The organism is Nesterenkonia aethiopica (genome assembly GCF_039534665.1).
In the GTDB taxonomy this organism is placed as follows: domain Bacteria; phylum Actinomycetota; class Actinomycetes; order Actinomycetales; family Micrococcaceae; genus Nesterenkonia; species Nesterenkonia aethiopica.
Window position 1 is genome coordinate 48,893 of sequence record NZ_BAAAVT010000006.1, and the last position, 21,627, is coordinate 70,519.

The 21,627-nt window shown below is 69.8% G+C and carries 22 protein-coding genes; 19 read left to right on the top strand and 3 right to left on the bottom strand.

The window, feature by feature from the left end; genetic code table 11:
* Positions 1–2: 2 nt before the first annotated feature.
* Positions 3–239 carry a hypothetical protein gene (locus ABD658_RS05505; protein ID WP_344682178.1) on the bottom strand — a complete coding sequence of 79 codons (237 nt, stop codon included), beginning with the start codon at positions 237–239 and terminating at the stop codon, positions 3–5.
* A gap of 192 nt (positions 240–431) precedes the next feature.
* Between ABD658_RS05505 and ABD658_RS05510 the strand changes: the two genes are divergently transcribed.
* Positions 432–815, top strand: a complete 384-nt coding sequence (locus tag ABD658_RS05510) for a cold-shock protein (RefSeq protein ID WP_070160842.1) — start codon at positions 432–434, stop codon at positions 813–815.
* A 31-nt stretch (positions 816–846) separates the two neighbouring features.
* Positions 847–1,203 (top strand): DUF3027 domain-containing protein, encoded by a 357-nt coding sequence (locus tag ABD658_RS05515; protein ID WP_070160840.1) that lies wholly within the window; start codon positions 847–849, stop codon positions 1,201–1,203.
* Positions 1,204–1,357: 154 nt separating this feature from the next.
* Here the strand turns inward: ABD658_RS05515 and serC are convergent, their stop codons facing one another.
* The gene (gene serC, locus ABD658_RS05520) at positions 1,358–2,485 is read right to left on the bottom strand and encodes a phosphoserine transaminase (protein WP_344682174.1); all 1,128 of its coding nucleotides are present in this window, start codon (positions 2,483–2,485) and stop codon (positions 1,358–1,360) included.
* Positions 2,486–2,676: 191 nt separating this feature from the next.
* On the opposite strand from serC, the gene ABD658_RS05525 reads away from it, so the two are divergent.
* The 11 genes from ABD658_RS05525 to ABD658_RS05575 all read left to right on the top strand — a co-directional run bounded on the left by ABD658_RS05525 (position 2,677) and on the right by ABD658_RS05575 (position 13,528).
* Positions 2,677–3,396 carry an iron-dependent transcriptional repressor DtxR gene (locus ABD658_RS05525; RefSeq protein WP_070160838.1) on the top strand — a complete coding sequence of 240 codons (720 nt, stop codon included), beginning with the start codon at positions 2,677–2,679 and terminating at the stop codon, positions 3,394–3,396.
* Positions 3,397–3,840: 444 nt separating this feature from the next.
* Positions 3,841–4,959 (top strand): C40 family peptidase, encoded by a 1,119-nt coding sequence (locus ABD658_RS05530; RefSeq protein WP_344682172.1) that lies wholly within the window; start codon positions 3,841–3,843, stop codon positions 4,957–4,959.
* A 253-nt stretch (positions 4,960–5,212) separates the two neighbouring features.
* Positions 5,213–5,707, top strand: coding sequence for an HNH endonuclease (locus ABD658_RS05535; protein WP_344682170.1), 495 nt, complete (start codon positions 5,213–5,215; stop codon positions 5,705–5,707).
* On the top strand, positions 5,697–6,446 hold the full coding sequence (locus ABD658_RS05540; protein ID WP_344682168.1) for an NTP transferase domain-containing protein: 750 nt from the start codon (positions 5,697–5,699) through the stop codon (positions 6,444–6,446). Before ABD658_RS05535 ends, ABD658_RS05540 begins: the two co-directional genes overlap by 11 nt.
* A 12-nt stretch (positions 6,447–6,458) precedes the next feature.
* Positions 6,459–6,755 (top strand): DUF6457 domain-containing protein, encoded by a 297-nt coding sequence (locus ABD658_RS05545; RefSeq protein ID WP_070160833.1) that lies wholly within the window; start codon positions 6,459–6,461, stop codon positions 6,753–6,755.
* Entirely contained in the window at positions 6,755–8,053 is a 1,299-nt protein-coding gene (locus ABD658_RS05550; protein ID WP_344682165.1) for a molybdopterin molybdotransferase MoeA, read from the top strand. Before ABD658_RS05545 ends, ABD658_RS05550 begins: the two co-directional genes overlap by 1 nt.
* Positions 8,041–8,889 (top strand): formate dehydrogenase accessory sulfurtransferase FdhD, encoded by an 849-nt coding sequence (fdhD, locus tag ABD658_RS05555; protein WP_344682162.1) that lies wholly within the window; start codon positions 8,041–8,043, stop codon positions 8,887–8,889. The genes ABD658_RS05550 and fdhD overlap by 13 nt, the downstream gene beginning before the upstream one ends.
* Positions 8,890–8,963: 74 nt before the next feature.
* Positions 8,964–11,384, top strand: a complete 2,421-nt coding sequence (locus tag ABD658_RS05560) for an FdhF/YdeP family oxidoreductase (protein ID WP_344682160.1) — start codon at positions 8,964–8,966, stop codon at positions 11,382–11,384.
* A 181-nt stretch (positions 11,385–11,565) separates the two neighbouring features.
* Positions 11,566–11,769: a cold-shock protein gene (locus ABD658_RS05565; RefSeq protein ID WP_070160828.1), complete on the top strand. Its 204-nt coding sequence runs from the start codon at positions 11,566–11,568 to the stop codon at positions 11,767–11,769.
* A gap of 275 nt (positions 11,770–12,044) precedes the next feature.
* On the top strand, positions 12,045–12,818 hold the full coding sequence (locus ABD658_RS05570; RefSeq protein ID WP_070160827.1) for a hypothetical protein: 774 nt from the start codon (positions 12,045–12,047) through the stop codon (positions 12,816–12,818).
* Positions 12,819–13,072: 254 nt separating this feature from the next.
* Positions 13,073–13,528 (top strand): class F sortase, encoded by a 456-nt coding sequence (locus tag ABD658_RS05575; RefSeq protein WP_070160846.1) that lies wholly within the window; start codon positions 13,073–13,075, stop codon positions 13,526–13,528.
* A 135-nt stretch (positions 13,529–13,663) separates the two neighbouring features.
* On the opposite strand, the gene ABD658_RS05580 is transcribed toward ABD658_RS05575, so the two are convergent.
* A complete protein-coding gene (locus ABD658_RS05580; RefSeq protein WP_070160825.1) occupies positions 13,664–15,220 on the bottom strand; it encodes an MFS transporter in 1,557 nt (518 codons plus the stop codon).
* A 226-nt stretch (positions 15,221–15,446) separates the two neighbouring features.
* Here ABD658_RS05580 and ABD658_RS05585 point away from each other — a divergent pair, with 226 nt between their 5' ends.
* The 6 genes from ABD658_RS05585 to ABD658_RS05610 all read left to right on the top strand — a co-directional run bounded on the left by ABD658_RS05585 (position 15,447) and on the right by ABD658_RS05610 (position 21,498).
* Entirely contained in the window at positions 15,447–16,226 is a 780-nt protein-coding gene (locus ABD658_RS05585) for a MerR family transcriptional regulator (protein WP_344682155.1), read from the top strand.
* 175 nt (positions 16,227–16,401) lie between these two features.
* Positions 16,402–17,127, top strand: a complete 726-nt coding sequence (locus ABD658_RS05590; protein WP_070160823.1) for a fasciclin domain-containing protein — start codon at positions 16,402–16,404, stop codon at positions 17,125–17,127.
* 193 nt (positions 17,128–17,320) lie between these two features.
* Positions 17,321–17,935: a sigma-70 family RNA polymerase sigma factor gene (locus ABD658_RS05595; protein WP_344682152.1), complete on the top strand. Its 615-nt coding sequence runs from the start codon at positions 17,321–17,323 to the stop codon at positions 17,933–17,935.
* Entirely contained in the window at positions 17,925–18,698 is a 774-nt protein-coding gene (locus ABD658_RS05600) for an anti-sigma factor (RefSeq protein ID WP_070160820.1), read from the top strand. Before ABD658_RS05595 ends, ABD658_RS05600 begins: the two co-directional genes overlap by 11 nt.
* Positions 18,699–18,769: 71 nt before the next feature.
* On the top strand, positions 18,770–20,389 hold the full coding sequence (locus ABD658_RS05605) for a molybdopterin-dependent oxidoreductase (RefSeq protein ID WP_344682149.1): 1,620 nt from the start codon (positions 18,770–18,772) through the stop codon (positions 20,387–20,389).
* 89 nt (positions 20,390–20,478) lie between these two features.
* Positions 20,479–21,498 carry a LacI family DNA-binding transcriptional regulator gene (locus ABD658_RS05610; RefSeq protein ID WP_344682147.1) on the top strand — a complete coding sequence of 340 codons (1,020 nt, stop codon included), beginning with the start codon at positions 20,479–20,481 and terminating at the stop codon, positions 21,496–21,498.
* Positions 21,499–21,627 lie beyond the last annotated feature (129 nt).

Consider the following 21,627-nt stretch of genomic DNA (forward strand, 5'->3'; position numbering starts at 1 on the left):
CCTCAGGAGGTCGCGGCGCGGCGTCGACGCCGACGCATCGACTCGAGCAGGTGGACGACCATCAGGGTGAAGCCCAGGGGGAATCCCCAGAGGGCCGTGAAGTACAGGCCGGGGTGCGGCTCGGCGTCGGCGAAGTACAGTCCCAGGATCAGCGCTAGCGCCACGGCGGACGCGGCGGTGATGATCACGCCCAGGAGCAGGACGGCCCGCGAGGCCGCAGGGGCGGAGGTGGTGGACATGGTGCCGATTCTATCCCGACCGCGCGCCCCAGGTACTCTGGAAGGCAGTCGAGATGACGCGTGAGCCGGTGTGGCGGGCGCCGGACGGTGCCGAAGCGGCTCGGCGGCACCGGGCAGGAAGCCCGGACGCTGACGGGCTTCCGCGCCTCGACCCCAGTGATCCAGACCTATTCGAGGACGAGGTAGAGGAACGTGCCAACCGGGAAAGTGAAGTGGTTCGACGCCGAGAAGGGCTTCGGATTTCTGACCTCCGACGACGGGCAGGAGGTGTTCCTGCACTCCTCGGCGCTGCCCGCCGGCGTCTCGAACGTGAAGACCGGCACCCGCATGGAGTACGGCATCGCCGACGGCCGCCGCGGCAAGCAGGCGCTGTCGGTGCGCATCCTGGACGAAGGTCCCTCGGTGGTGCGCGCCACCCGCAAGCCTGCTGAGGAGATGGCCTCGGTGGTCCAGGATCTGGTCAACCTCCTGGACTCCACCACCGGAGGCCTCCGCAAGGGGCGCTACCCGCAGTCCGCCCAGTCGAAGAAGATCGCCGCGCTGCTCCGGCGCGTGGCCGACGACTTCGACGCCTGATCCGCCCGTCTACCCCATTCCGGAGGTCATCATGCCGAAGAAGGATGCCGTGCTCAGCGAGGCCGTCGACCTCGCCCGCGAGGCCCTGCGCGAGATCGCCCCGGATGAGCAGGTCGGTGAGCATCTCTCCGTCACCGCGGAGGAGGACCGGCTGCACACCCATCGCTTCGCCGCCGACCGCCCCGGCTACCACGGCTGGCAGTGGTACGTGACCGTGGCCCGCGCCCCGCGGGCGAAGAAGGTCACCGTCTGCGAGCTGGGGCTGCTCCCCGGTGATGATGCGCTGCTCGCGCCGGCGTGGGTCCCGTGGGCGGAGCGTATGGATGAGCAGGAGAAGAAGGAGCTCGCCGCCGCGGAGGCGGCGGCCGCCGAATCCGCCGGAGGCTGATGCCCGCAGGCCCGGACGCGGGAGGGGCCCGGACGCCGTGTCGACACGGTGTCCGGGCCCCTCACGCGTGGGCAGACCGATCGTCCAGTGATCCCGGCGGCCCGGGGGCCTGCAGGGGAAAGCCGGATCGGGCGGGCGAGCCCATCCGGTGGACTCAGCCGGTGAGATGCTCCAGCACGTGGTCGATCGAGCGCAGCAGCTGAGAGACGTCGTCGGGCTCGATGGCCACGAAGGTGGCGATGCGCAGCTGGTTCCGCCCCAGCTTGCGGTAGGGCTCGACGTCGACCACGCCGTTGGCGCGCAGTGTCGCCGCGACCTCGGCGGCGTCCACCGAGTCGTCGAAGTCCACGGTGACGATGACGTTCGAGCGGTCTTCAGGCCGCTGGACGAACGGGGTCGCCAGGCTGTGGGCTTCCGCCCAGGAGTAGACCCGCTGGGCCGAGTCGGCGGTGCGGGTCGCGGCGAAGTCCAGGCCGCCGGCGCCGTTGAGCCAGTCGATCTGCTCGGCCAGCGTCACCAGGGTGGCCAGGGCGGGGGTGTTGTAGGTCTGGTCCTTGCGCGAGTTGTCGATCGCGGTGGTCAGGCTCAGGAAGTCCGGGATCCAGCGGTCGGCGGCGATCCGCTCGGCCCGCTCCAGGGCTGCGGGGGACATGATCGCCAGCCAGAGCCCTCCGTCGGAGGCGAAGTTCTTCTGTGGGCCGAAATAGTAGGCGTCCGTCTGGGCGACGTCCACGGCCAGTCCTCCGGCCGCCGACGTCCCGTCGACGAGGACCAGCGCGCCCTCGTCGGCGCCGGCGACACGACGCACCGGGGCGGCAACGCCGGTGGAGGTCTCGTTGTGCGGCCAGGCGTAGACGTCGACGCCGGCCTCGGCGGAGGGCTCCGGGCGGGTGCCCGGCTCCGCGGTGAGGATCGAGGAGGCCCCCAGGTGCGGGGCCTTGTCGGTGGCCTTGGCGAACTTGGCGCCGAACTCGCCGAAGGACAGGTGCTGGGCGCGGGTCTCCACGAGGCCGAAGCTCGCCACGTCCCAGAAGGCCGTGGATCCGCCGAGGCCGAGGATCACTTCGTACCCCTGAGGCACCTGGAAGAGCTGGGAGACGCCCTCCCGGAGCCGGCCCACCAGGTTCTTCACCGGGGCCTGGCGGTGGGAGGTGCCCAGCAGGTCGCGGCCAGCCGCGGTGAGCGCCGCGATCTGCTCGGGCCGGACCTTCGAGGGTCCGGCGCCGAATCGGCCGTCGGCGGGGAGCAGCTCGGCGGGGATGGTCACGCGGTCAGCGGACATGGAGGATCTCCTCGACTTCTCGGACGCATGGCGGCTGCGACGCGGCGACTGTGACAGGGGCGGACAGGACCATGTCGTCGACACCTGTGACAGGGGCAGCCACTATGCTGGGGTGGTGTGGGGACGCCGAGCATCACGTTACCAAGTGCGGAGGCCTCCCCTGCGGCCGGGCAGAGGAAAGAGAGTCATCGTTGACGGATCTCATCGACACCACTGAGATGTACCTTCGCACCATCCTGGACCTGGAGGAGGAGGGCATCGTTCCGCTGCGGGCGCGCATCGCCGAGCGGCTCGAGCACTCAGGGCCCACGGTCTCGCAGACGGTGGCCCGGCTGGAGCGGGACGGGCTCCTGGTGCTCGCGGAGGACCGTCATCTGGAGCTGACAGAGGCCGGCCGGGAGCTGGCCGTGCAGGTCATGCGCAAGCACCGTCTGGCCGAGCGTCTCCTCTCCGACGTCATCGGCCTGGACTGGCCCTACATCCATGAGGAGGCCTGCCGCTGGGAGCACGTGATGAGTGAGCGTGTGGAGCGGCGCCTGGTGGAGATCCTCGATGACCCCGTCGAGTCCCCCTATGGGAACCCGATCCCCGGGCTGGAGAAGCTGGGGGTCGCGGGCCGGGCCGCGTCCGCCCAGGGCCTGGTGACGTTGAGGCGTGCCGCGGAGGACCGTGTGGCGGACGGGGAGGCCCCCTCGTCCTGGAGGGTCCAACGCCTGGCAGAGTCCATCCAGGTGGAGCCTGAGGTCCTCGAGCAGCTGCTCGAGGCCGGGCTGCGCCCCGGAGCTGCGGTCGATGTGGGGGAGGTGGACCAGGCCTATGTGACGCTGACGGTGTCTCACGACGACGTGGACGCCCTCGAGGTGGAGATACCCCTCGAGGTCGCCCAGCACATCTTCGTGGTCGCCCGCTGAAGCCTTCTGAGCCCCCGGACGACGACTCTCATCACGAGAGTGTCACGCGCCATGGGGCGAATATGTCACGGACTGTGACCATTCGTCCCCGCCGACCCAGGAGGCCTTCGGCATCCATCTGACCTGCAGTGATCCTCCGGCGGTGGGGGCGGAGGAGGGGGTGGACGTGTGGTCGAGTCGTGATCTTCGCGGGGGTCGTCGTGACCTGAGCGTGACATTCGCGCCGAACTGTTATAGCGTCGGGGTGTGCCCGGGCGGCTGTCCGAATGCCCGGTGCGCCTCAGGTCGGTCTTGCTTCTCTGCCGCCGACCGGAGCCGTTCGACAACTACCGCATGGCAGAGGGCGGGGCACGCGGTCATGCATGGACCTGGAGTTGGAAGCTTCCCGGGCTTCGTGCTCCACGCAGGCAGGCCCCGCCGACACAGGGAGAGGTTTTCATCAAAGTGACTGACAACATGACGATCGTCTCGCGCCGTGACCGGCGCCATCAGGCGTCTCTGGCGCGTGCTGTGGTCCACAACGCCGGCACTCTCGGCCGTGGCGCAGCAGTTGCCGTCGCAGCCACCGGCCTCGTGGTCTCCACGGGTGCCGCCGCCAATGCAGGTGTGGGCTCCGCCTCGGTGAACGACGGCCGTGAGGTCACCACGCTGCAGGTGTCCCAGTCGGATCTGACCGTGGAGCGTGCCAGCAACAACACGGCCGTCACGGTCACCGCGTCGCCGAGCGTCGACCTGACGTTCGACCGCCCGTCGGTGGGCTCGGAGAGCGCTCCGGAGCCGACGCCCGAGCCTGAGACCGAGACTCAGTCCGTGGCGCTGAGCCACACGCTCCACGACTACCTGCCGGGCACCCGCGGCCTGGTCGAGCAGCTTGCTGAGCTGGAGGGCGTCTCGGCTGAGGCCCTCTTCGAGCAGCTCTTCGCCGACGGCACCTTCGTCGACGAGAACGGCGTGCTGGACCACGGCGCCCTCGCGGCCCGCGTCGCCGAGCTGAGCCCGCAGCAGGCTGAGGAGCCCGCGCAGCAGGAGACTCAGCAGCAGGCCCCGCAGCAGGAAGCGCCCCAGCAGGAGACCCAGCAGCAGGAGGCTCCCCAGCAGGAGGAGAGCCAGGAGCAGGCTCAGACCGAGTCGCAGGAGTCCTCCCAGGAGGCGAGTGCCGAGGTCGAGTTGGCCTCGGCTCAGGAGGAGGCTCCGCAGGAGCAGTCCTCCGGCTCGCTGGGCGGCGTCGTCTCCGCGGCGTACTCCGGAGTCGGCACCCCCTACGTGTGGGGCGGCAAGGGCCCGGGCGGCTGGGACTGCTCCGGCTTCGTGTCCTGGGCCTATGCCCAGGCCGGCTACAGCATCCCGTCCAGCACTGCGGCGATCCGGGGTTCGGGCCAGTTCCGTTCCACCGACAACCCGCAGCCGGGTGACCTGGTCATCCAGAACGGCGGCAGCCACGTGGCCATCTACGTCGGCAACGGCCAGTTCATCGGTGCCCAGAACCCGAACTCCGGCACGCTGCTCTACAGCTACGAGACTCGCCCGGGCAACTCGCACGTGGGGTACCTGACCCTGCGCTGATCCCGGACGATCCGCACACGAGCCGCGGCCGCGCCCCGAGTCTTATCGGAGCGCGGCCGCGGCTCGTTCTGTCTCCTGACGCCTCCGAGGTCGAACGGCAGGCTCTGCAGGCCCATGGCGCGCTGACCGGGTGTGATCTGTGTCATGTGGTGCCATCTCAGCGCTTCAGCGTCTATATTGAGGGCTGTACAGGCGCGGAACGGCGCCGCCCGGCGCCGAACCGTACTGCCATGAGAGGTACGGAGGGTTCGCGATGCGCACACTGGTGCTCAACGCCGGCTACGAGCCGCTGAGCGTCGTGTCCTCCCGACGTGCCGCCGTGCTGGTGATGCACGGCAAGGCCAGCATTCTGGCGGAGGACGGCACACCGATCTCTTCGCCCTCCACTCTGATGCCCCGGCCGGCCGTGATCCTGCTGCACCGCTACGTCCGGGTGGTCCGACGTCGTCCCAGCTCGCCCTCGCGCCGCGGCGTCCTGCGCCGGGACCAACGCCGCTGCGCCTACTGCTCACGTCCTGCGGCGACGGTCGACCATGTGATTCCACGATCCCGAGGAGGGAACTCCACCTGGGAGAACCTCGTGGCCTGCTGCGGGCCCTGCAATGTCCGCAAGGGGGACAAGACGCTGGACGAGCTCGGCTGGTCGCTCGACACGACCCCTCAGCCGCCGCTGCACCATGCCTGGATGCCTCATGAGCTGGATGCGCCGCACGAGCTGTGGGTCCCCTTCCTGGACCATGCAGCCTGAGTCCGGTCCTGAGTCAGCGCCTTCGCCGGAGCCTCCCGACTCCTCTGCGCCGGGGGGCGAAGCGCCCGGCCCGTCCGTGGCGGCGGTGCTGCTGGCGGGCGGACGCGGAAGCCGCCTCGGCGGCGTCGAGAAGGGCCTGCTGACCCGCGACGGCGTTCCGCTGATCACCTGCTGGGCGGAGGCGCTGGGGCGGCGGGACATCCCTGCCGTGGTCGTCGGCACGCCGAGCCTGCGCCCTCACCTGCCTCCTGGGGTGCGGCTCACCCGAGAGGACCCGCCGTACTCCGGTCCCGCCGCGGCGGTGTGCGCCGGGGTCCGTGCGCTCGAGGCCGTCCCGTGGCCTCGGCATCTGCTGCTGCTCGCCGTCGACACGCTCGATCCCGATGCCGTGCTGGACTGGCTGCTCGCCCGGCTTCCGGATGACGGGGCGCTCATCCCCCGCGATGCCGAGGGGAGGGCGCAGATGCTCACCGCCGCGGTGGAGGCGGGCGCCCTGCGGCGTCGTGTGCTCTCCCTGGTGCCCGGGGAGGAGGTGGGGCGCCCGGTGCGCTGGCTGCTCGACGGGATCTCCTCCGGGAACCTGACGCCCGACGGCGGCGCCTCGGCTCCCGGGGAGGAGGGGGCGCCGGGCCCGAGGCTGCCTGACGGGTTGGGGGTCGACGTCGACACCGCGGCCGACGCCCTGCGTCACGGGGTCGAGGTTCCCCCGGAGCAGGATCCGCGCGACACGGGGCTGTGAGAAGCTGGGGCCATGGCAGAGCGATCCGAGCAGGAGATCACCCGGGAGTCGATCGACCAGTGGGTGCAGGAGCTGTCCCGCGAGCTGGAGATCGAAGGCGTCCCGATCGACGTCGACGCGGTCCTGCGCCTCGCGGGGGTCGCCGCCCACACCGTCGTGCGCCCCGCCGCCCCGGTGACCACCTTCCTCATCGGCTACGTCACCGGCCTCGCGGAGGCCTCCGGGCAGGCCGACTTCGAACGGGCCTCGCGCGCCGCCACCCGCGTGGCGGAGCGGCTGCTGGAGGGACGAGGCGGCGCCGGAGACTGATGAGCCTCACCACGTTGGCCGAGGCGCGTCGCTGCGCCGCGGACGCCGCCGCGCTGCTCCGCGGCCCCGCAGCCCAGGCGCCCATGCATGAATGTCTCGGGGCGATGCTCGCCGAGGACGTCCACGCACCACAGCCCATCCCGCACGCCACCACCTCCGCCATGGACGGCTGGGCCGTCCGCGGCGCCGGTCCGTGGCTCCTCATCCCGGAGGCTCCGGAGCCGCGCACGGGCCGCACCGCGCTCAGCCCTGCCGATCAGCGGCCCGCGCTGCGGGTGGGAGAAGCGGTGGCGGTGGTGACCGGGTCGCCGATACCTCGGGGCACCACCTCCGTGCTGCGCAGCGAGCACGGGAGCCTCCGCCCCGACGCCGGTGCGCCGGGCCGGGAGCTGCTGCACGCCCGCTCGGACACCGTCGACCTGGAGCCGGGCCGTCATCTGCGCCCCGCGGGCTCCGAGGCCGCTGCCGGAGACCTCCTCCTGCGGGCCGGTGCGACCGTGACCCCCGCCGTGGCGGCGATGGCCGCCGTTGCGGGGCATGACACCCTCCGCATCCACCCGAGGCCCCGGGTGCGTCTGATCTGCACGGGGGAGGAGGTCATCACCTCCGGGCTGCCCGGGCCCGGCCAGGTGCGCGACGCCTTCGAGATCTCCGTGCCTGCCGCCGTGGAGGCCATGGGCGGCGCGACGGAGGGCGTGGAGCGGGTGGGGGACGCCGTCGAGGCGCTGATCTCCTCCCTGCAGGAAGGGCTCGCGTCCCGAGCCGACCTGCTGCTGACCACCGGTGGCACCGCACGATCCGAGGCCGATGCGCTGCTGCCTGCCCTGCGGAGCCTCGGGGCCGAGCTGCTGGTGGACGGAGTGGACATGCGCCCCGGTCACCCCATGGTCCTCGCCCGCGTCGGGGGCAGTCTGGTTCTGGGTCTGCCGGGCAACCCACTGGCCGGACACGCGGCCCTGGCCGGCATCGGGCAGGTCATCCTCGACGTGCTCGCCGGCGCCGACCCCCGGGACGCGGTGGGGATGACGAAGACCATCGCCGTCGAGCCGCTGCCCGGCGCTCGCCGCGGTCAGCGGCTGCTTCCGGTGGAGAGGCGCAGCGCCGGCGTCGCGCCTGTGGGGCACGACAGCCCGCACATGATGCGCGGATTCGCCGTCGCCGCCGCCTTCGCGCTCGTCCCTCCTGAGGGGGTCGCCGCAGGGGAGACGGTGGAGGTGCTGCCCCTGGCGTGGCACGCTGGAGGCACACGGTCGACAGGCGGCCCGCGCGGACGAAGGAGCTCATCATGGGACGGCTGACCCAGAGACACCGCATCATGCGGGTGGGTCGCGACGGCGCGGTCCGCAGCCGCGGCGACGTCGTGGCCGTCGAGGAGCCGCTGGAGCTGCGCCTTGGCGGGGACTCGTTCACGGTGACCATGCGGACCCCCGGGCACGACTTCGAGCTGGCCGCCGGATTCCTCGTCTCCGAAGGTCTGGTGGCCGCTCCGGAGGAGGTGCGGGGCATGCGCTACTGCGCCGGCACCGACCCCGACGGGCTGCAGACCTACAACGTCGTCGACGTCACCCTCGACCCTCGCATCGCCCGGCTGTCCATCGGTCAGCACCGGCAGGTGCTGACCACCTCGGCCTGCGGGATCTGTGGGACCACCAGCATCGACGCCGTCGAGAAGGCGCTGCCCGCCGCCGCTGCGGAGGGCCCCCAGCTGAGCCTCACCGTGGAGGCGCTGCTCTCTCTTCCTGACTCCCTGCGGCAGCAGCAGAGGATCTTCGACCGCACCGGAGGCGTCCACGCCGCCGGGCTCTTCGACGGCGAGGGCGAGCTGCTGTGCCTCCGGGAGGACGTCGGGCGCCACAACGCGGTGGACAAAGTGGTCGGATGGGCGCTGACCGAGGGGCGTCTGCCGCTGACGGGCACCGCCCTGCAGGTCTCGGGCCGGGCGTCCTTCGAGCTCGTCCAGAAGGCCGCGCTGGCGGGCGTGGAGCTGCTCTCCGCCGTCGGGGCGCCGTCGTCGATGGCGGTGGACCTGGCCGAGCGTGCCGGCATCACGCTGGCCGGGTTCTCCCGGGGGGAGACCATCAACATCTACACCCATCCCGAACGTCTCAGCGACCTCGTCGCCACGCCGGCCTGACCAGGCGATCCTGCCGCCGAAGACACCCCTGTGAGGGGTGTCACAGGCCGGCTCAGGTCTGTCAGAATGGAGCCATGGGACTTATCAACGGACGCCGCAGCGGCTCCGAGCAGCGCACCGGCGAGGACGCCGAGGCCAAGGTCCACGGTCGCACCGTGGAGATCGAGGACATCGACGAGGACGACCTCACCGTCGGCACACCGAAGAAGACCGCGGCCGGACTGAAGGCGGTCGGCGTCTCCTTCGAACGCGGCTTCGGGCAGGGCGGCGTGAGCCGGACCCTGCGCTCCTATCTCCGCGTCAACCAGCCCGGCGGCGTCGACTGCCCGGGCTGTGCCTGGCCGGAATCGACCACCGGGCACCGGAAGAAGCTCGAGTTCTGTGAGAACGGAGCGAAGGCGCTGGCGGAGGAGAACACCCAGCGCGTGGTCACCCCGCAGTGGTGGGAGGACCACCCGATCGCGGAACTGGAGCAGCGCTCGGACTACTGGCTCGGCCAGGCCGGCCGCATCACCCACCCGATGATCATCCGACCGGGGGACACCCACTACACCCCGATCAGCTGGGACGAGGCCTTCGAGACCATCGGTGAGCACGTGCGGGCGACCACGCCGGACCGGTGCGCGTTCTACACCTCCGGGCGCACGGCCAACGAGACCGCCTTCATGTACCAGCTCATGGCCCGATCCCTGGGCACCAACAACCTGCCGGACTGCTCCAACATGTGTCACGAGTCCTCCGGCACGGCGCTGACCCCGACCATCGGCGTCGGCAAGGGCACCGTCACCCTCGAGGACGTCGAACATTCCGAGCTGGTCCTGGTGGTCGGGCAGAACCCGGGGTCCAACCACCCCCGCATGCTCGGCGCGCTGACCGAGGCGCGCAAGAACGGCGCGAAGGTCGTGGCGGTCAATCCGCTGCCCGAGGCCGGCCTGTTGAACTTCAAGGACCCGCAGACGCCGCGGGGCCTGGTGGGCCACGGAGACCGGGTCTCCGACGAGTACCTGCAGATCAAGGTCGGCGGTGACCAGGCGCTGTTCCAGGCGCTGGGCCACCTGCTGCTCGCCGCCGAGGAGGAGAACCCCGGCACCGTGCTGGACCAGGAGTTCCTGGACTCCCGCACCCGCGGCTTCGCGGAGTACCGGGCCGCCCGCGGCACCCTGGACTGGGACGAGATCGAGACGGCCACCGGTCTGCTCCGTGCGGAGATCGAGAAGGTCGCCGAGATGCTCATCGCCTCGAAGGCCACGGTGGTCTGCTGGGCCCTGGGACTGACCCAGCAGCCGCATTCGGTGGACACCATCCGCGAGATCATCAACGTGCTGCTCCTCCAGGGGAACTTCGGCAAGCCGGGGGCCGGCGCCTGCCCGGTCCGCGGGCACTCCAATGTGCAGGGGGACCGGACCTTCGGCATCTGGGAGAAGATGCCCGAGGACTTCCTGCAGAGGCTCGACGACGAGTTCGGCATCTCCTCGCCGCGGAAGCACGGGTACGACTCCACCGATGCGATGCAGGCGATGGCCGACGGCGACATCGACGTCTTCGTCTCGCTGGGCGGCAATCTGGCCCGCGCGAACTCCGACACCCGGATGATGGAGGCCGGCATGCGCCGGACGGGCCTGACGGTGCAGATCTCGACCAAGCCGAACCGCTCCCACGTGGTGCACGGCGAGACGGCGCTGATCCTGCCGACGCTGGGCCGCTCCGACCGCGACGACAAGCACCCGGGTGGCGCCCAGTTCCTCTCCGTGGAGAACTCGATGTCGATCATCAGCTCCACCCAGGGACGTCTGGAGCCCGTCTCCGACCAGCTGCTCGCAGAGCCGGTCATCATCTCTCGGATGGCGCGGGCGATGCTCGGCGACGACCACGTCGTCGACTGGAAGGCCATGGCCGAGGACTACGACGTCATCCGCGACCACGCCTCACGCGTGGTGACCGGCACAGAGGACTTCAACCGGCGCATCCGGGACAAGTACGGCTTCGTGCTCCCCAACGCCCCCCGCGACAGCAGGACCTTCGCGACGCCGGACGGCCGGGCGGCGTTCACCGTCTCCGAGCTGGAGTACCTGCAGGCGCCCGAGGGGCACCTGGTGCTGCAGACGATGCGCTCCCACGACCAGTACAACACCACCATCTACGGCCTCGACGACCGTTACCGCGGCATCTCCGAAGGGCGCCGGGTGATCCTGATCCATCCCGACGACCTCGCCACGCTGGGCTTCGCCGACCGCGCGCTGGTGGACGTGGTCTCGGTGTTCCGCGGCCGGGAGCTGCGGAGTGCACGGTACCGGCTGGTCTCCTATCCCACGGCGCGCGGCTGCGCGGCGGCCTACTATCCGGAGGCCAACGAGCTGGTGCACCGCGAACTGGTCGCCCGCGAGTCCAACACCCCCGGGTTCAAGGCGATGATGGTGCGTTTCGAGCCCCACGAGGAGAAGGCGGATCAGGAGAAAATGGCCGCCGCCGTCGACTCAGACGTGGTGATGGCGTAGGCTGAGGACCATGCGGGTGCCATGAGCCTCCGGATCCGGACTCTCCGGCGCCCGCTGATGATGTGCAGCAAGACTTGAGACAGTCCGTGGCCTTCATTGAACTCCGCGCCTGCCCGGCCTGGGCGGGGGCGGGAAAAGCATCGTGACATCGGTGCATCGTAGGAAAGTAAAGGGAAACACAATGGCCACTGGCACCGTGAAATGGTTCAACGCTGAGAAGGGCTACGGGTTCATCGCACCCGACGACGGCTCGGACGACGTCTTCGCGCACTTCAGCGCGATCCAGAGCTCCGGGTTCCGCACCCTCGAGGAGAACCAGAAGGTGGAGTTCGAGACGGCTCGCGGCCCCAAGGGCCTGCAGGCTGAGAACATCCGCCCGCTCTGATCCCCAGCTCTCTCTCCCGCCCGTGATGCGCTTCGCGTGTCGGCGGTGAGCAGAACCTGAACAGCACCGGCCCCTCAGCGTCGCCCCTGGCGATACTGAGGGGCCGGTGTCGTGGTGGCGGGACCTGTCGGCGGGCTGGACCCGCGAGATTTTCCGAGAGAGTTCCAATCCGAATCGTGGAGTGCGACGAACGTCACGTGCAAGCCAAAATCCTGACGTGATGAGCCGAGCCTCGAGGCTTGCCGAGCGTTCGACGCCTGAATGAGGAGACGACCATGCGCACTTCCACCTTCTTCGCTGTTCCTGCACTGGCCCTCGGCGGACTGGCGCTGACTGCGTCACCGGCCATGGCAGACAGTCACGACGACTCGTGGTCCGTCCAGACATCATTGGAGGAGCTGAACTCCAGCGGCACCACCGGCGAGGTGATGATCGACATCCATGGCCAGGAGGCGACGGTCACGATGAACGTCACCGGAGCAGCCGAGGAGTTCATGGACGGGCCCTTCCCGCATGCCCAGCACATCCACATCGGAGCCCAGGGCCTCTGCCCCGGCCCGGATGCTGACACCGACGGCGATGGGGTGGTGAGCACTCCCGAAGGGCATCACTTCTATGGAGACATCGGGACATCCCTGACCACGGAGGGAGACACCAGCCCGGATTCGGGGCTGGCGATCGACCGGTTCCCCGGAGGCTCGGAGTACTCCTATGAGCGGACCTTCGAACTCTCTGACGACACTCTCACCGCCGTCGAGGAGGGCACCGCCGTCGTCGTGGTCCATGGGGTGGACCCGGACCTGATGCCGGAGGAGGCGGCCCAGAAGCAGAGCGAGCTTGACCCCGAGCTTCCGCTGGCGGCGACGCTTCCGGCCGCCTGCGGGACGCTGAGCGCTTCGCAGATGGAGGAGATGCCTGACGGTGGTGCCGACACAGGTGCTCCGGTGCAGGCGGACAACGGCATGAACCTCGCACTCGGCGGCGGAGCGCTCGCATTGGCAGCGCTCGGTGGCGCGTGGGCCGTGCGACGCCACACTGCCCGCGCCTGACCAGCAGGGCTGACGAGATCATGTGGACGGCATGCCGCCCCCGTCGTGCTGGCGCATTCGCCGTCGCGACGGGGGCTGTCCTGTTCCTCTGTGGCTGTGCGGGCGCTCCGGAGCCGGACTACGCCTCGCCGGTCAGCGCTGAGCGCCCGTCGTCTGAGGCTCCTGCTGACGAGGCACCGTCCTCCGACCGACCTGACTCGGGGCTGGACCCAGTGCGTACTGAGAGCGGACCGCCGGTGAGTGTCGCTGAGGAGATGGCACCGGCTGAGCCGACCTCGGTAGAGGTGCCTGCTATCGGCGTCGTCTCTGAGCTTGTGCACCTGGGGCTGCAGGACGACGGCGCCATCGAGGTCCCTCCGTACGGTGGTGGCTCTCCGGCCGGCTGGTACCGGCACGGACCCACGCCAGGTGAGATCGGCCCCGCCGTGATCCTCGGTCATCGCAACGCGTCGGAAGGAGGCCCCGGGATATTCGCTGAGCTTCCGACCATGGAGGTCGGCGACACCATCGCGGTGACCCGGGACGATGGGACTCTCGCGGAGTTCGTCGTGTATCGGACCGACCGTTTCCCCCAGGAGGAGTTCCCCACGCTCGACGTCTACGGAAACACCGTCGGGCCTGAACTGCGCCTCATCACGTGTGACGGGCTCAACCGGGACACAGGAGTCCTGGAGGACAACTTCATCGTCTACGCAGAGCTCAAGGACTGAGCCTGCGCCCAGCGATGCAGGAGCATGCGCGGCCCCTCACGACGCGCTCTCACCTGTGCCGTCGATGTGCACCTGGACATCATGTCTGCCTCACCAGATCTGGTGCGGCAGACATGATGTCCCGGTGCAGCCCGGTCAGCGGCTGCGTGCGGCATCGCCGCGCAGCATCACGAACACCGTGACGGCGGCGAAGACGACGATGGCCACCGCGATCGCGCTGGTCAGGTGCACGCCCGAGACGAAGGCCTCCCGGGCGGCGTCCATCAGCGCAGTCCCGGCGGAACCGCTGAGCCGTTCCGAGGCCGCGTGGGCGGCTCCCAGCGTCTGGGAGGCCTGCTCCATCGCGGAGGCGGGCACACCCTCGACGGCGTCGATGCCGCTGCGGTAACCGGCGGCCAGGATGCTGCCCAGCACGGCGACGCCGAGCGCGCCGCCCAGTTCGTAGGCGGTCTCCGAGACCGCTGAGGCGGCGCCGGCCCGGTCCGCGGGCGCGGAGGTGAGCACGGCGTCATTGGTCATGGTCTCCGCCATGCCCACACCCAGGCCGATCAGGAAGAATGCGGCCATCACGAACGCCCAGCCGGCCTCCACCGGTGCCAGGATCAGCACCGCGTAGCCGGCGGCGGCGATCAGGATTCCGCCGACGATCACCGCCCGCAGCGAGGTGGCGCGGGCGATCGGGATCACCAGGAAGCTGGCCGCCACAGAGATGACCAGTCCGGGGACCAACATCAGCGAGGCATGGAGCGGGGACATCCCGTAGCCGAGCTGCAGCAGCTGGGGGAGGAAGAACATCGAGCCGACCATGGCGAACACCAGCATGAAGTTCGCACTCACCCCGGCCCGGAAGCGCGGCATCGCGAACAGACGCAGGTCCAGCAGCGGGTGCTCCAGGCTTCGCTGACGGCGGACGAAGAGCGCCAGCAGGGCGACGCCGACGAGCAGCGCAGCCACGGGCAGCACCTCGAGGTAGCCCTCGACGAGCTTCTTGATGCCGTAGACGGCGGTGATCATGCCTGTCAGGGAGAGCAGCACGCTGAACAGGTCGAGCCGGCCCGGATGGGGGTCTCGGGACTCGGTGACCAGGAACGGCATGGCGATCAGGATCACCACGACCACCGGCAGGTTGATCAGGAACACCGATCCCCAGAAGAAGTGCTCCAGCAGGGCACCGCCGATGATGGGGCCGAGGGCGGCCCCGGCGGAAAACGCGGAGGCCCAGATGGCGATCGCCAGGGTCCGCTGGCGGGGATTCGGGAACAGGTTCCGGATCAGGGACAGCGTCGAGGGCATCAGGGTGGCTCCCGCCAGCCCCAGCAGCGCCCGGGCGGCGATCAGCATCTCGGCGCTGACGCTGAACGCGGCGATGGCAGAAGCCACACCGAAGCCAGCCGTCCCGATCATCAGGAGCCGGCGTCGGCCGATCCGGTCACCCACGGATCCCATGGTGATGAGCAGTCCCGCCAGCATGAACGCGTAGATGTCGACGATCCACAGCAGCTGGCCGCTGGTGGGCGCCAGGTCCTCGCTGAGATGCGGGACGGCGAAGCCGAGCACGGTCATGTCGACGGCGATGAGCACCACGGGGAGCACCAGGGTGGCCAAGCCCAGCCACTGGCGGGCGCCGGCACGCGGTGTCGAGGGGGATGCATAGTGCGGAGTCTGGATGCTCGCGGTCTGAGGCGAGGACATCGTCCCACATACCTTTCGATCGCTGCGCGGGACGGCGGGGCGCAGCGGGATCTTCTTCTGGAAGACGGGCCGCCTGGGGCAGATCGGCGGCATCAGAACGTGGCCGTCCTTCCGGGTCGTGGTGACCCGACGTCGACCATCGTAGCACGAAACATTACAGATGTAATGTTTGCTTCGTCGCCTCACTGTTGACGTTGACGCGACGTCAACCTCTAGCGTGGGACCCATGGACAGCAGAACCCATGAATGGGACATCCAGGAGCTCTGCCGACGGGCCGGAGTGAGCAGCCGTACGCTGCGGCACTACGACGCCGTCGGGCTCCTGGAGCCCACCCGCACCGGACTCGACGGCCGACGGCACTATGACGCCGACGCCGTCGCGCGCCTCCAGCAGATCCTCGTCCTCCGGGACCTGGGGATGCCGCTCCTGGAGATCCGGGAGGTCCTGGCGCAGCCCGGAACGGAGGTCCACAGGCTCGAGCGGCTCGTCGAGCGGCTCCAAGCTGAACAGCACAGGCTCGGCGCGCAGATCCACGCCGTGCGACACACGCTTCAGGCCCGCAGGGACGGGCGCTCCCCGACGATGGAGGTGATGATGGACGGTTTCGACGCACAGCACAAGGAGGAGGTCATCGAGCGCTGGGGTGAGGAGTCCTACCAGCGCAGCATCGCCTGGTGGACCTCCAAGACTTACCAGGAGCAGCTGAAGCTCAGGCGCGAAGCCGAAGACCTCATCGCCCGCTGGCAGCAGGCTGCCGCCGAGGACGGCGACCCCCGCGGCGAGCTCGGTCAGGCGCTGGCCGCCGAGCAGATCCTCTGGCTGCGCCAGATGCCCGGCACCCCCATGGAGTCCGAGGAGCAGGCAGGCCGGCGTCGCTACGTGGAATGCCTGGCCCACATGTACGTGGACGACGAGCGCTTCGCCGCCACCTACGGAGGCCAGCGCGGAGCCAGGTTCGTCCGGGATACGTTGCTCGCCCACCTGGAGGAGCGGCCGCAGCTCTGATCGGAGTGCGGCAGGCGGTCCTCACGGGCAGCGGGTTCTTCGCAAGAGAGGGCACACTGATCCAATCCAGAGTCCGCATGGCGCCGAACCCCTTCGTGACGGCCCGTGCCGAACGGTCGGGTCGCGGCGTCGGGGATGTCCCTCGGCGAGACGCACGACGACGAGGAGATCAGTCATGAAGACTCAGACGAAGTCCACCGCCTCCGCCATCCTGGGGATCGGGGTGATCTCCCTGCTCGGGCTCACCGCCTGCGCCGATGACACGGCTGAGGACGAAGCCCCGGCGGAAGGGCAGGAGGAGATGACTCAGGACGACGGCGCCACGGAGACAGACGAGGACATGGACGACGACGCCGCGGCCCAGGATGACGCGGACATGGAGGAAGGTATGGACCCGGCGGCCGATCTGGTCGGTGCCGCCTGTGGGGACTACGCCGAACAGGTGCCCGATGGGGACGGTTCGGTCGAAGGCATGGCCCAGGACCCGGTGGCCACCGCGGCCTCCAACAACCCGATGCTCACCACGCTGACCGCGGCGGTCTCCGGCGAGCTGAACCCTGACGTCGACCTGGTCGACACCCTCAACGGTGACGAGTTCACGGTCCTGGCCCCTGTCGACGATGCCTTCGCCGACGTGCCGGAAGACGACCTGAACGCGCTGGCTGAGGATGCCGACGCGCTGACCTCGGTGCTCACGTACCACGTGATCCCCGGTCAGCTGAGCCCCGATGAGATCGCCGGTGAGCACGAGACCGTCAACGGCGACACGGTGGAGATCACCGGAGAGGGCGACGAGCTGATGTTCGACGAGGCCGGGTTGGTCTGCGGCGGAGTGCAGACTGCCAACGCCACGGTCTACATGATCGACGGGGTGCTCATGCCTGAGATGGCGGAGCAGTGAGGGCGAATCACCGAGAGATCCTCTGAGGTTTCTCAGCTCCGACGTCGTTGCGGCGCTCGGGCAGGTGGCTCCGCGGGGTGCCTGCCCGAGCGCCGTCGTCGTCAGGGGCTCGTGGTGGCCGGATCCTGGTGGCGCTCGCTCCGGGTTCGGTGCGGCAGTTCCTGTCCCTTCTGTGACCTGGCATGATGGTGGCATGACCAATCCTGAACGGACCCGCGGGGGAGAAGGCGTGAACCCGCCTGCTTCCCTGGGCGGTCCTGACCCGTGCGGGGAACTGCTGGTCCGCACGGCGAGCGGAGACGCTCAGGCGTTCGAAGAGCTCTTCCGGGGCCAAGGCTCCGTGCTCCTGGCCGTCATCCTGCGGATCGTGCGCAGCCGAGCTCTGGCCGAGGAGATCCTCCAGGATGTCTTCGCCGAAGTGTGGGAGGACTGCTCCCGCTTCGACCCCGGCCGGGGCAGCGGCCGCGCCTGGCTCATCACCGTCAGCCGCCGCCGGGCCATCGACAGAGTGCGCTCGGTCAGCGCACAGCGGGAGCGTGACACCGCGCATGGGGAGCGGCAGCTGCGGCAGGAGTCCCCGGACGTGCAGTACGAGGCGCTGGAGAACATCGAGTCGGCCCGTGCGGCCCGGGCTGTGCAGGGACTGCCGGAGGACCAGGCGCGTGCGATCGCCCTCGCCTACTATCACGGCATGACGCATGTCGAGATCGCCGATCATCTCGATGTCCCTCTGGGAACGGTGAAGACGAGGATCAGAGACGGCATGCGACGGCTGAGGACTTCACTGGGGGTGACCGATGCACACTGATCGAGAGTATCTCGCCGCAGGATATGTGATCGGCGGCCTGAGTGCCGACGAGGCGGCTGAGGCTGAGCGGCTCCTCCACGAGGACGCGGAGTTCGCCCGTGAGGTGGCGGATTTCGAGGAGACTATGGCGTTGGTCGCCGCCGATGACGAGCCGATGGCGCCCTCCGAGGAGGCGGCCCAGGCCATCCTGTCCATCCCCCGGCAGAACATCCTCGCCGCCTCCGGCGAGCCCGTCCGCGGCTCTGCGCCGGAGAGGGGGCCCGTGACAGGCCCCGGCCGCCAAGTCCGGCGAAACCGTCCGGCGCTGTATTTCGCCCTGGCGGCCTCGTTCCTCCTGCTTCTCTGTGCGGTCCTGGGAGGGGTGGCGCTGCGCGCCCAGGCGGAGAACGAGCAGCTGCGCGAGACCGTCGCGGGCCTCGATGCGGAGCAGCAGGAGGTCCAGCGACTCCTGGGAGCTCCGGACCTGGCGGCCCAGCACGTCGAGGTGGGCGACGGCTCCAGCGTGACCGTGTCCTACTCCGTCACCGAGCAGCTGATACTGGTCACTCCGCATGACATGGAGGGCCCTGAAGAAGGCCAGGATCTGCAGATGTGGATCATCGACCAGGACGGAGCACACGACGCCGGACTGATGACCGCCGAAGGGCCTGCCGTCGTGACGGGGCCGTCCTTCTCCGCCGACGCTGCCGTCGGGATCACCGTCGAGCCCGAAGGAGGATCGGAGGAGCCGACATCAGAGCCGCTGGTCGTCGCGGAGCTCTGACAGCCTGACCGACTGAGTCATCGAAGGACGGCGCGTCCCATCCGGTCCGCGATCGGCTCCGAATGCAGGTCATGACATCGCACCAGTGGAGAAGGATCGCCGCGTACAGGCGGCATGCGGCCGCAGGCGTGCTCGCCGCCGCCGTCCTCCTCGGCGTCGCCGACGTGATCGCCCGAGCCTTTCGCCCGGCCGCCTCGCCCCTCGTCGCCCTCGGATCCACTGTCATCGAGTTCGCACCCCCAGCGCTCCAGGAGACGGCGATCGCGGTGCTGGGGCCGTGGAACAAGCCTGTGCTGTTCCTGGTCATGGGGCTGGGCGGCGTGGTGATGGCCGCAGGCATCGGTGCTCTCGGGCGGCGCCTCCCGAGAGTCGCCTCCACGATCTTCCTCGCGGTGGCGGCGCTCCTGTCTGCCGCGGTGGTACGTCGGCCCGAGACCGCCGCGGCGGATCTCATCCCCTCCGCCCTGGCGATCGTCGCGGGTCTGGCGGTCCTGTTCGGGCTCTGGCGGCTCGCGGGGGTGGGGGTCGCTGCAGGATCTGGGCAGGGGCCGGCGCGCCGGAGGGCTGAGAGCGACGCACAGTGGGAGGGGGCGGCGGAGCGCGATCCCGTCCGGCGCCCTGCTTCGCGACGCGCCTTCCTGGCAGCGGCCTCCGGGACCGCTGCTCTGGCGGTCGCCTGCTTCGCTGTCGGGCGTTCGATCGGAGCCTTCGGCCGGCAGGCGGGGGAGCGGCTTGTCGAACTGGTGCTGCCGCGACCGGCTCGTGGCGCGTCACCGGTGCCTGCGGCGGCCTCGGTCGACGTGGCGGGGGTCCCTCCGTTCATCACACCGAACGATGACTTCTACCGCATCGACACCGCCTTGGTGGTTCCGGAGCTGGAGCCGGGTGAATGGACTCTGCGGATCACCGGCATGGTGGAGGAAGAGGTCAGCATCGACATGAGCGAGCTGCTGGGACTCCCGCTCGAGGAGCATCATGTGACCTTGACCTGTGTCTCCAATCCTGTCGGCGGAGATCTGCTCGGTACTGCCACGTGGCTGGGATATCCGGTGCGGGAGCTGTTGGCTCGGGCGCGGCCCCTGCCTCATGCGGACATGGTGCTCTCCCGGTCTGTGGACGGCTTCACCGCCTCGACTCCGCTGGAGGTGCTCACGGACGCGCGCGCCTCGCTGCTGGCCGTTGGCATGAACGGTGAGCCTCTGCCCCGGCAGCATGGGTATCCGGCCCGGCTGGTCGTCCCGGGCCTCTATGGGTACGTCTCGGCGACCAAGTGGGTCGTGGAGCTTCACGTGACACGCTTCGACCAGGACACGGCCTACTGGACCGACCGTGGGTGGGACGAGAGGGGACCGGTCCTGGTCGCCTCGCGCATCGACGTGCCGCGCCCCCTGGCGACGGTGCCCCGGGACGGGGCCGTCGTCGCCGGCACGGCCTGGGCCCAGCATGACGGGATCGCCGCCGTCGAGGTCATGGTCGATGACGGGGACTGGCAGGAGGCCCAGCTGGCCGCCGAAGTCACCGCGGACACCTGGAGGCAGTGGCGGCTGTCCCTCGACGGGCTGGAACCTGGTCGGCATGCCGTGACCGTCAGGGCGGTCACGGCATCCGGGACGGTCCAGACGGGGGCGCGACGAGACCCGATTCCGAACGCGGCCACGGGGCATCACCGCATCGAGTTTCAGGTCGAATGAGCCCTGGTGCCGCAGCGCCCTGACCGCACGGCACGGCGCGTCCTCGCCGCGATGTACGGTGGTCTCACAGCGGCCTGAGGAGGGAGCCCATGGCGGTCACACTGCGCGACGTCGCCCAGCGCGCCGGAGTCTCGATCAAGACGGTCTCCAATGTGGTGCACAAACGCCAGTATGTGAAGGACTCCACCCGGGATATCGTCCAGGCGGCCATCGACGAGCTCGGATACCGGCCGAACCTGTCGGCGCGGAGCCTGCGCAGCGGTCGGTCCGGGGTCATCGGCCTGGCGCTGCCGGAGGTGCGGCTGCCCTATTTCGCGGAGCTGGCGGACTCCGTGATCACCGAGGCCAAGCAGCGCGGCCACACCGTGCTGATCGAGCAGACGGGAGCCGAGCCGGCGGCGGAGCGGGAGCTGCTGCGCAGTCCGCGCCTGCAGCTGACCGACGGCCTGATCTTCTCGCCGCTGGCACTCTCTCAGTCCGACGTGGGTCTGCTGGAGGTGGACTATCCGTTGGTCACGCTGGGGGAGCGGATCTTCGACGGCCCGTGCGACCACGTGGTGATGGACAATGTCGCCGCAGCCCGCGCCGCCACCGAGCATCTCCTCGAGGCCGGGTGCCGGAGGATCGCCGTCATCGGCGCCCATGAGGGAGAGGATCAGGGGTCGGCCGCCCTGCGGCTTCGGGGACACCAGGAGGCGCTCGACGCCGCCGGGATGCCGCGCGACGACCGCCTGGTGGGCTATGTGGGCCTGTGGCATCGCCAGGACGGCGCCGACGCCATGCGCAGGCTGCTCGCCTCCGGGGTCGAGGTGGACGGCGTCTTCGGCATGAACGACACGCTCGCGCTGGGAGCTCTGCGCGCCCTGCAGGATGCGGGCCTCGCGGTGCCTGAGGGCGTGAAGGTCATCGGCTTCGACGACCTCGAGGAGACCCGATACACCTCGCCCACGCTGTCCTCCGTGGACCCGGGGCGCATGGAGATCGCCCGGACGGCGGTGCGGGTGCTGGTGGAGCGGATCGAGGAGCGGCTGGCCGGGGAGACGCCGGCGCCGAGGCGTCAGTACACCACCAGCTATCGGGTGGTCCCGCGAGAGTCCACCGCCGGCTGAGCGCTGGAGCGGGACTGAGGCCGGTCCCTGACCCGGCCGGTGACCTGGGGCTACGGATCGCCTGTTGACACCCTGCGTGACGCACGCCACAATTACAGCGTTGGAATAATGTTACAACGTTGGAATCTC

Bases quoted from the DNA above. Each gene is read 5' to 3' on its own strand.
- ABD658_RS05505 (WP_344682178.1), bottom strand. From the start codon at position 239: ATGTCCACCACCTCCGCCCCTGCGGCCTCGCGGGCCGTCCTGCTCCTG.
- ABD658_RS05515 (WP_070160840.1), top strand. From the start codon at position 847: ATGCCGAAGAAGGATGCCGTGCTCAGCGAGGCCGTCGACCTCGCCCGC.
- serC (WP_344682174.1), bottom strand. From the start codon at position 2,485: ATGTCCGCTGACCGCGTGACCATCCCCGCCGAGCTGCTCCCCGCCGAC.
- ABD658_RS05535 (WP_344682170.1), top strand. From the start codon at position 5,213: ATGCGCACACTGGTGCTCAACGCCGGCTACGAGCCGCTGAGCGTCGTG.
- ABD658_RS05540 (WP_344682168.1), top strand. From the start codon at position 5,697: ATGCAGCCTGAGTCCGGTCCTGAGTCAGCGCCTTCGCCGGAGCCTCCC.
- ABD658_RS05545 (WP_070160833.1), top strand. From the start codon at position 6,459: ATGGCAGAGCGATCCGAGCAGGAGATCACCCGGGAGTCGATCGACCAG.
- ABD658_RS05550 (WP_344682165.1), top strand. From the start codon at position 6,755: ATGAGCCTCACCACGTTGGCCGAGGCGCGTCGCTGCGCCGCGGACGCC.
- fdhD (WP_344682162.1), top strand. From the start codon at position 8,041: ATGGGACGGCTGACCCAGAGACACCGCATCATGCGGGTGGGTCGCGAC.
- ABD658_RS05560 (WP_344682160.1), top strand. From the start codon at position 8,964: ATGGGACTTATCAACGGACGCCGCAGCGGCTCCGAGCAGCGCACCGGC.
- ABD658_RS05565 (WP_070160828.1), top strand. From the start codon at position 11,566: ATGGCCACTGGCACCGTGAAATGGTTCAACGCTGAGAAGGGCTACGGG.
- ABD658_RS05570 (WP_070160827.1), top strand. From the start codon at position 12,045: ATGCGCACTTCCACCTTCTTCGCTGTTCCTGCACTGGCCCTCGGCGGA.
- ABD658_RS05575 (WP_070160846.1), top strand. From the start codon at position 13,073: ATGGCACCGGCTGAGCCGACCTCGGTAGAGGTGCCTGCTATCGGCGTC.
- ABD658_RS05580 (WP_070160825.1), bottom strand. From the start codon at position 15,220: ATGTCCTCGCCTCAGACCGCGAGCATCCAGACTCCGCACTATGCATCC.
- ABD658_RS05585 (WP_344682155.1), top strand. From the start codon at position 15,447: ATGGACAGCAGAACCCATGAATGGGACATCCAGGAGCTCTGCCGACGG.
- ABD658_RS05590 (WP_070160823.1), top strand. From the start codon at position 16,402: ATGAAGACTCAGACGAAGTCCACCGCCTCCGCCATCCTGGGGATCGGG.
- ABD658_RS05595 (WP_344682152.1), top strand. From the start codon at position 17,321: ATGACCAATCCTGAACGGACCCGCGGGGGAGAAGGCGTGAACCCGCCT.
- ABD658_RS05600 (WP_070160820.1), top strand. From the start codon at position 17,925: ATGCACACTGATCGAGAGTATCTCGCCGCAGGATATGTGATCGGCGGC.
- ABD658_RS05605 (WP_344682149.1), top strand. From the start codon at position 18,770: ATGACATCGCACCAGTGGAGAAGGATCGCCGCGTACAGGCGGCATGCG.
- ABD658_RS05610 (WP_344682147.1), top strand. From the start codon at position 20,479: ATGGCGGTCACACTGCGCGACGTCGCCCAGCGCGCCGGAGTCTCGATC.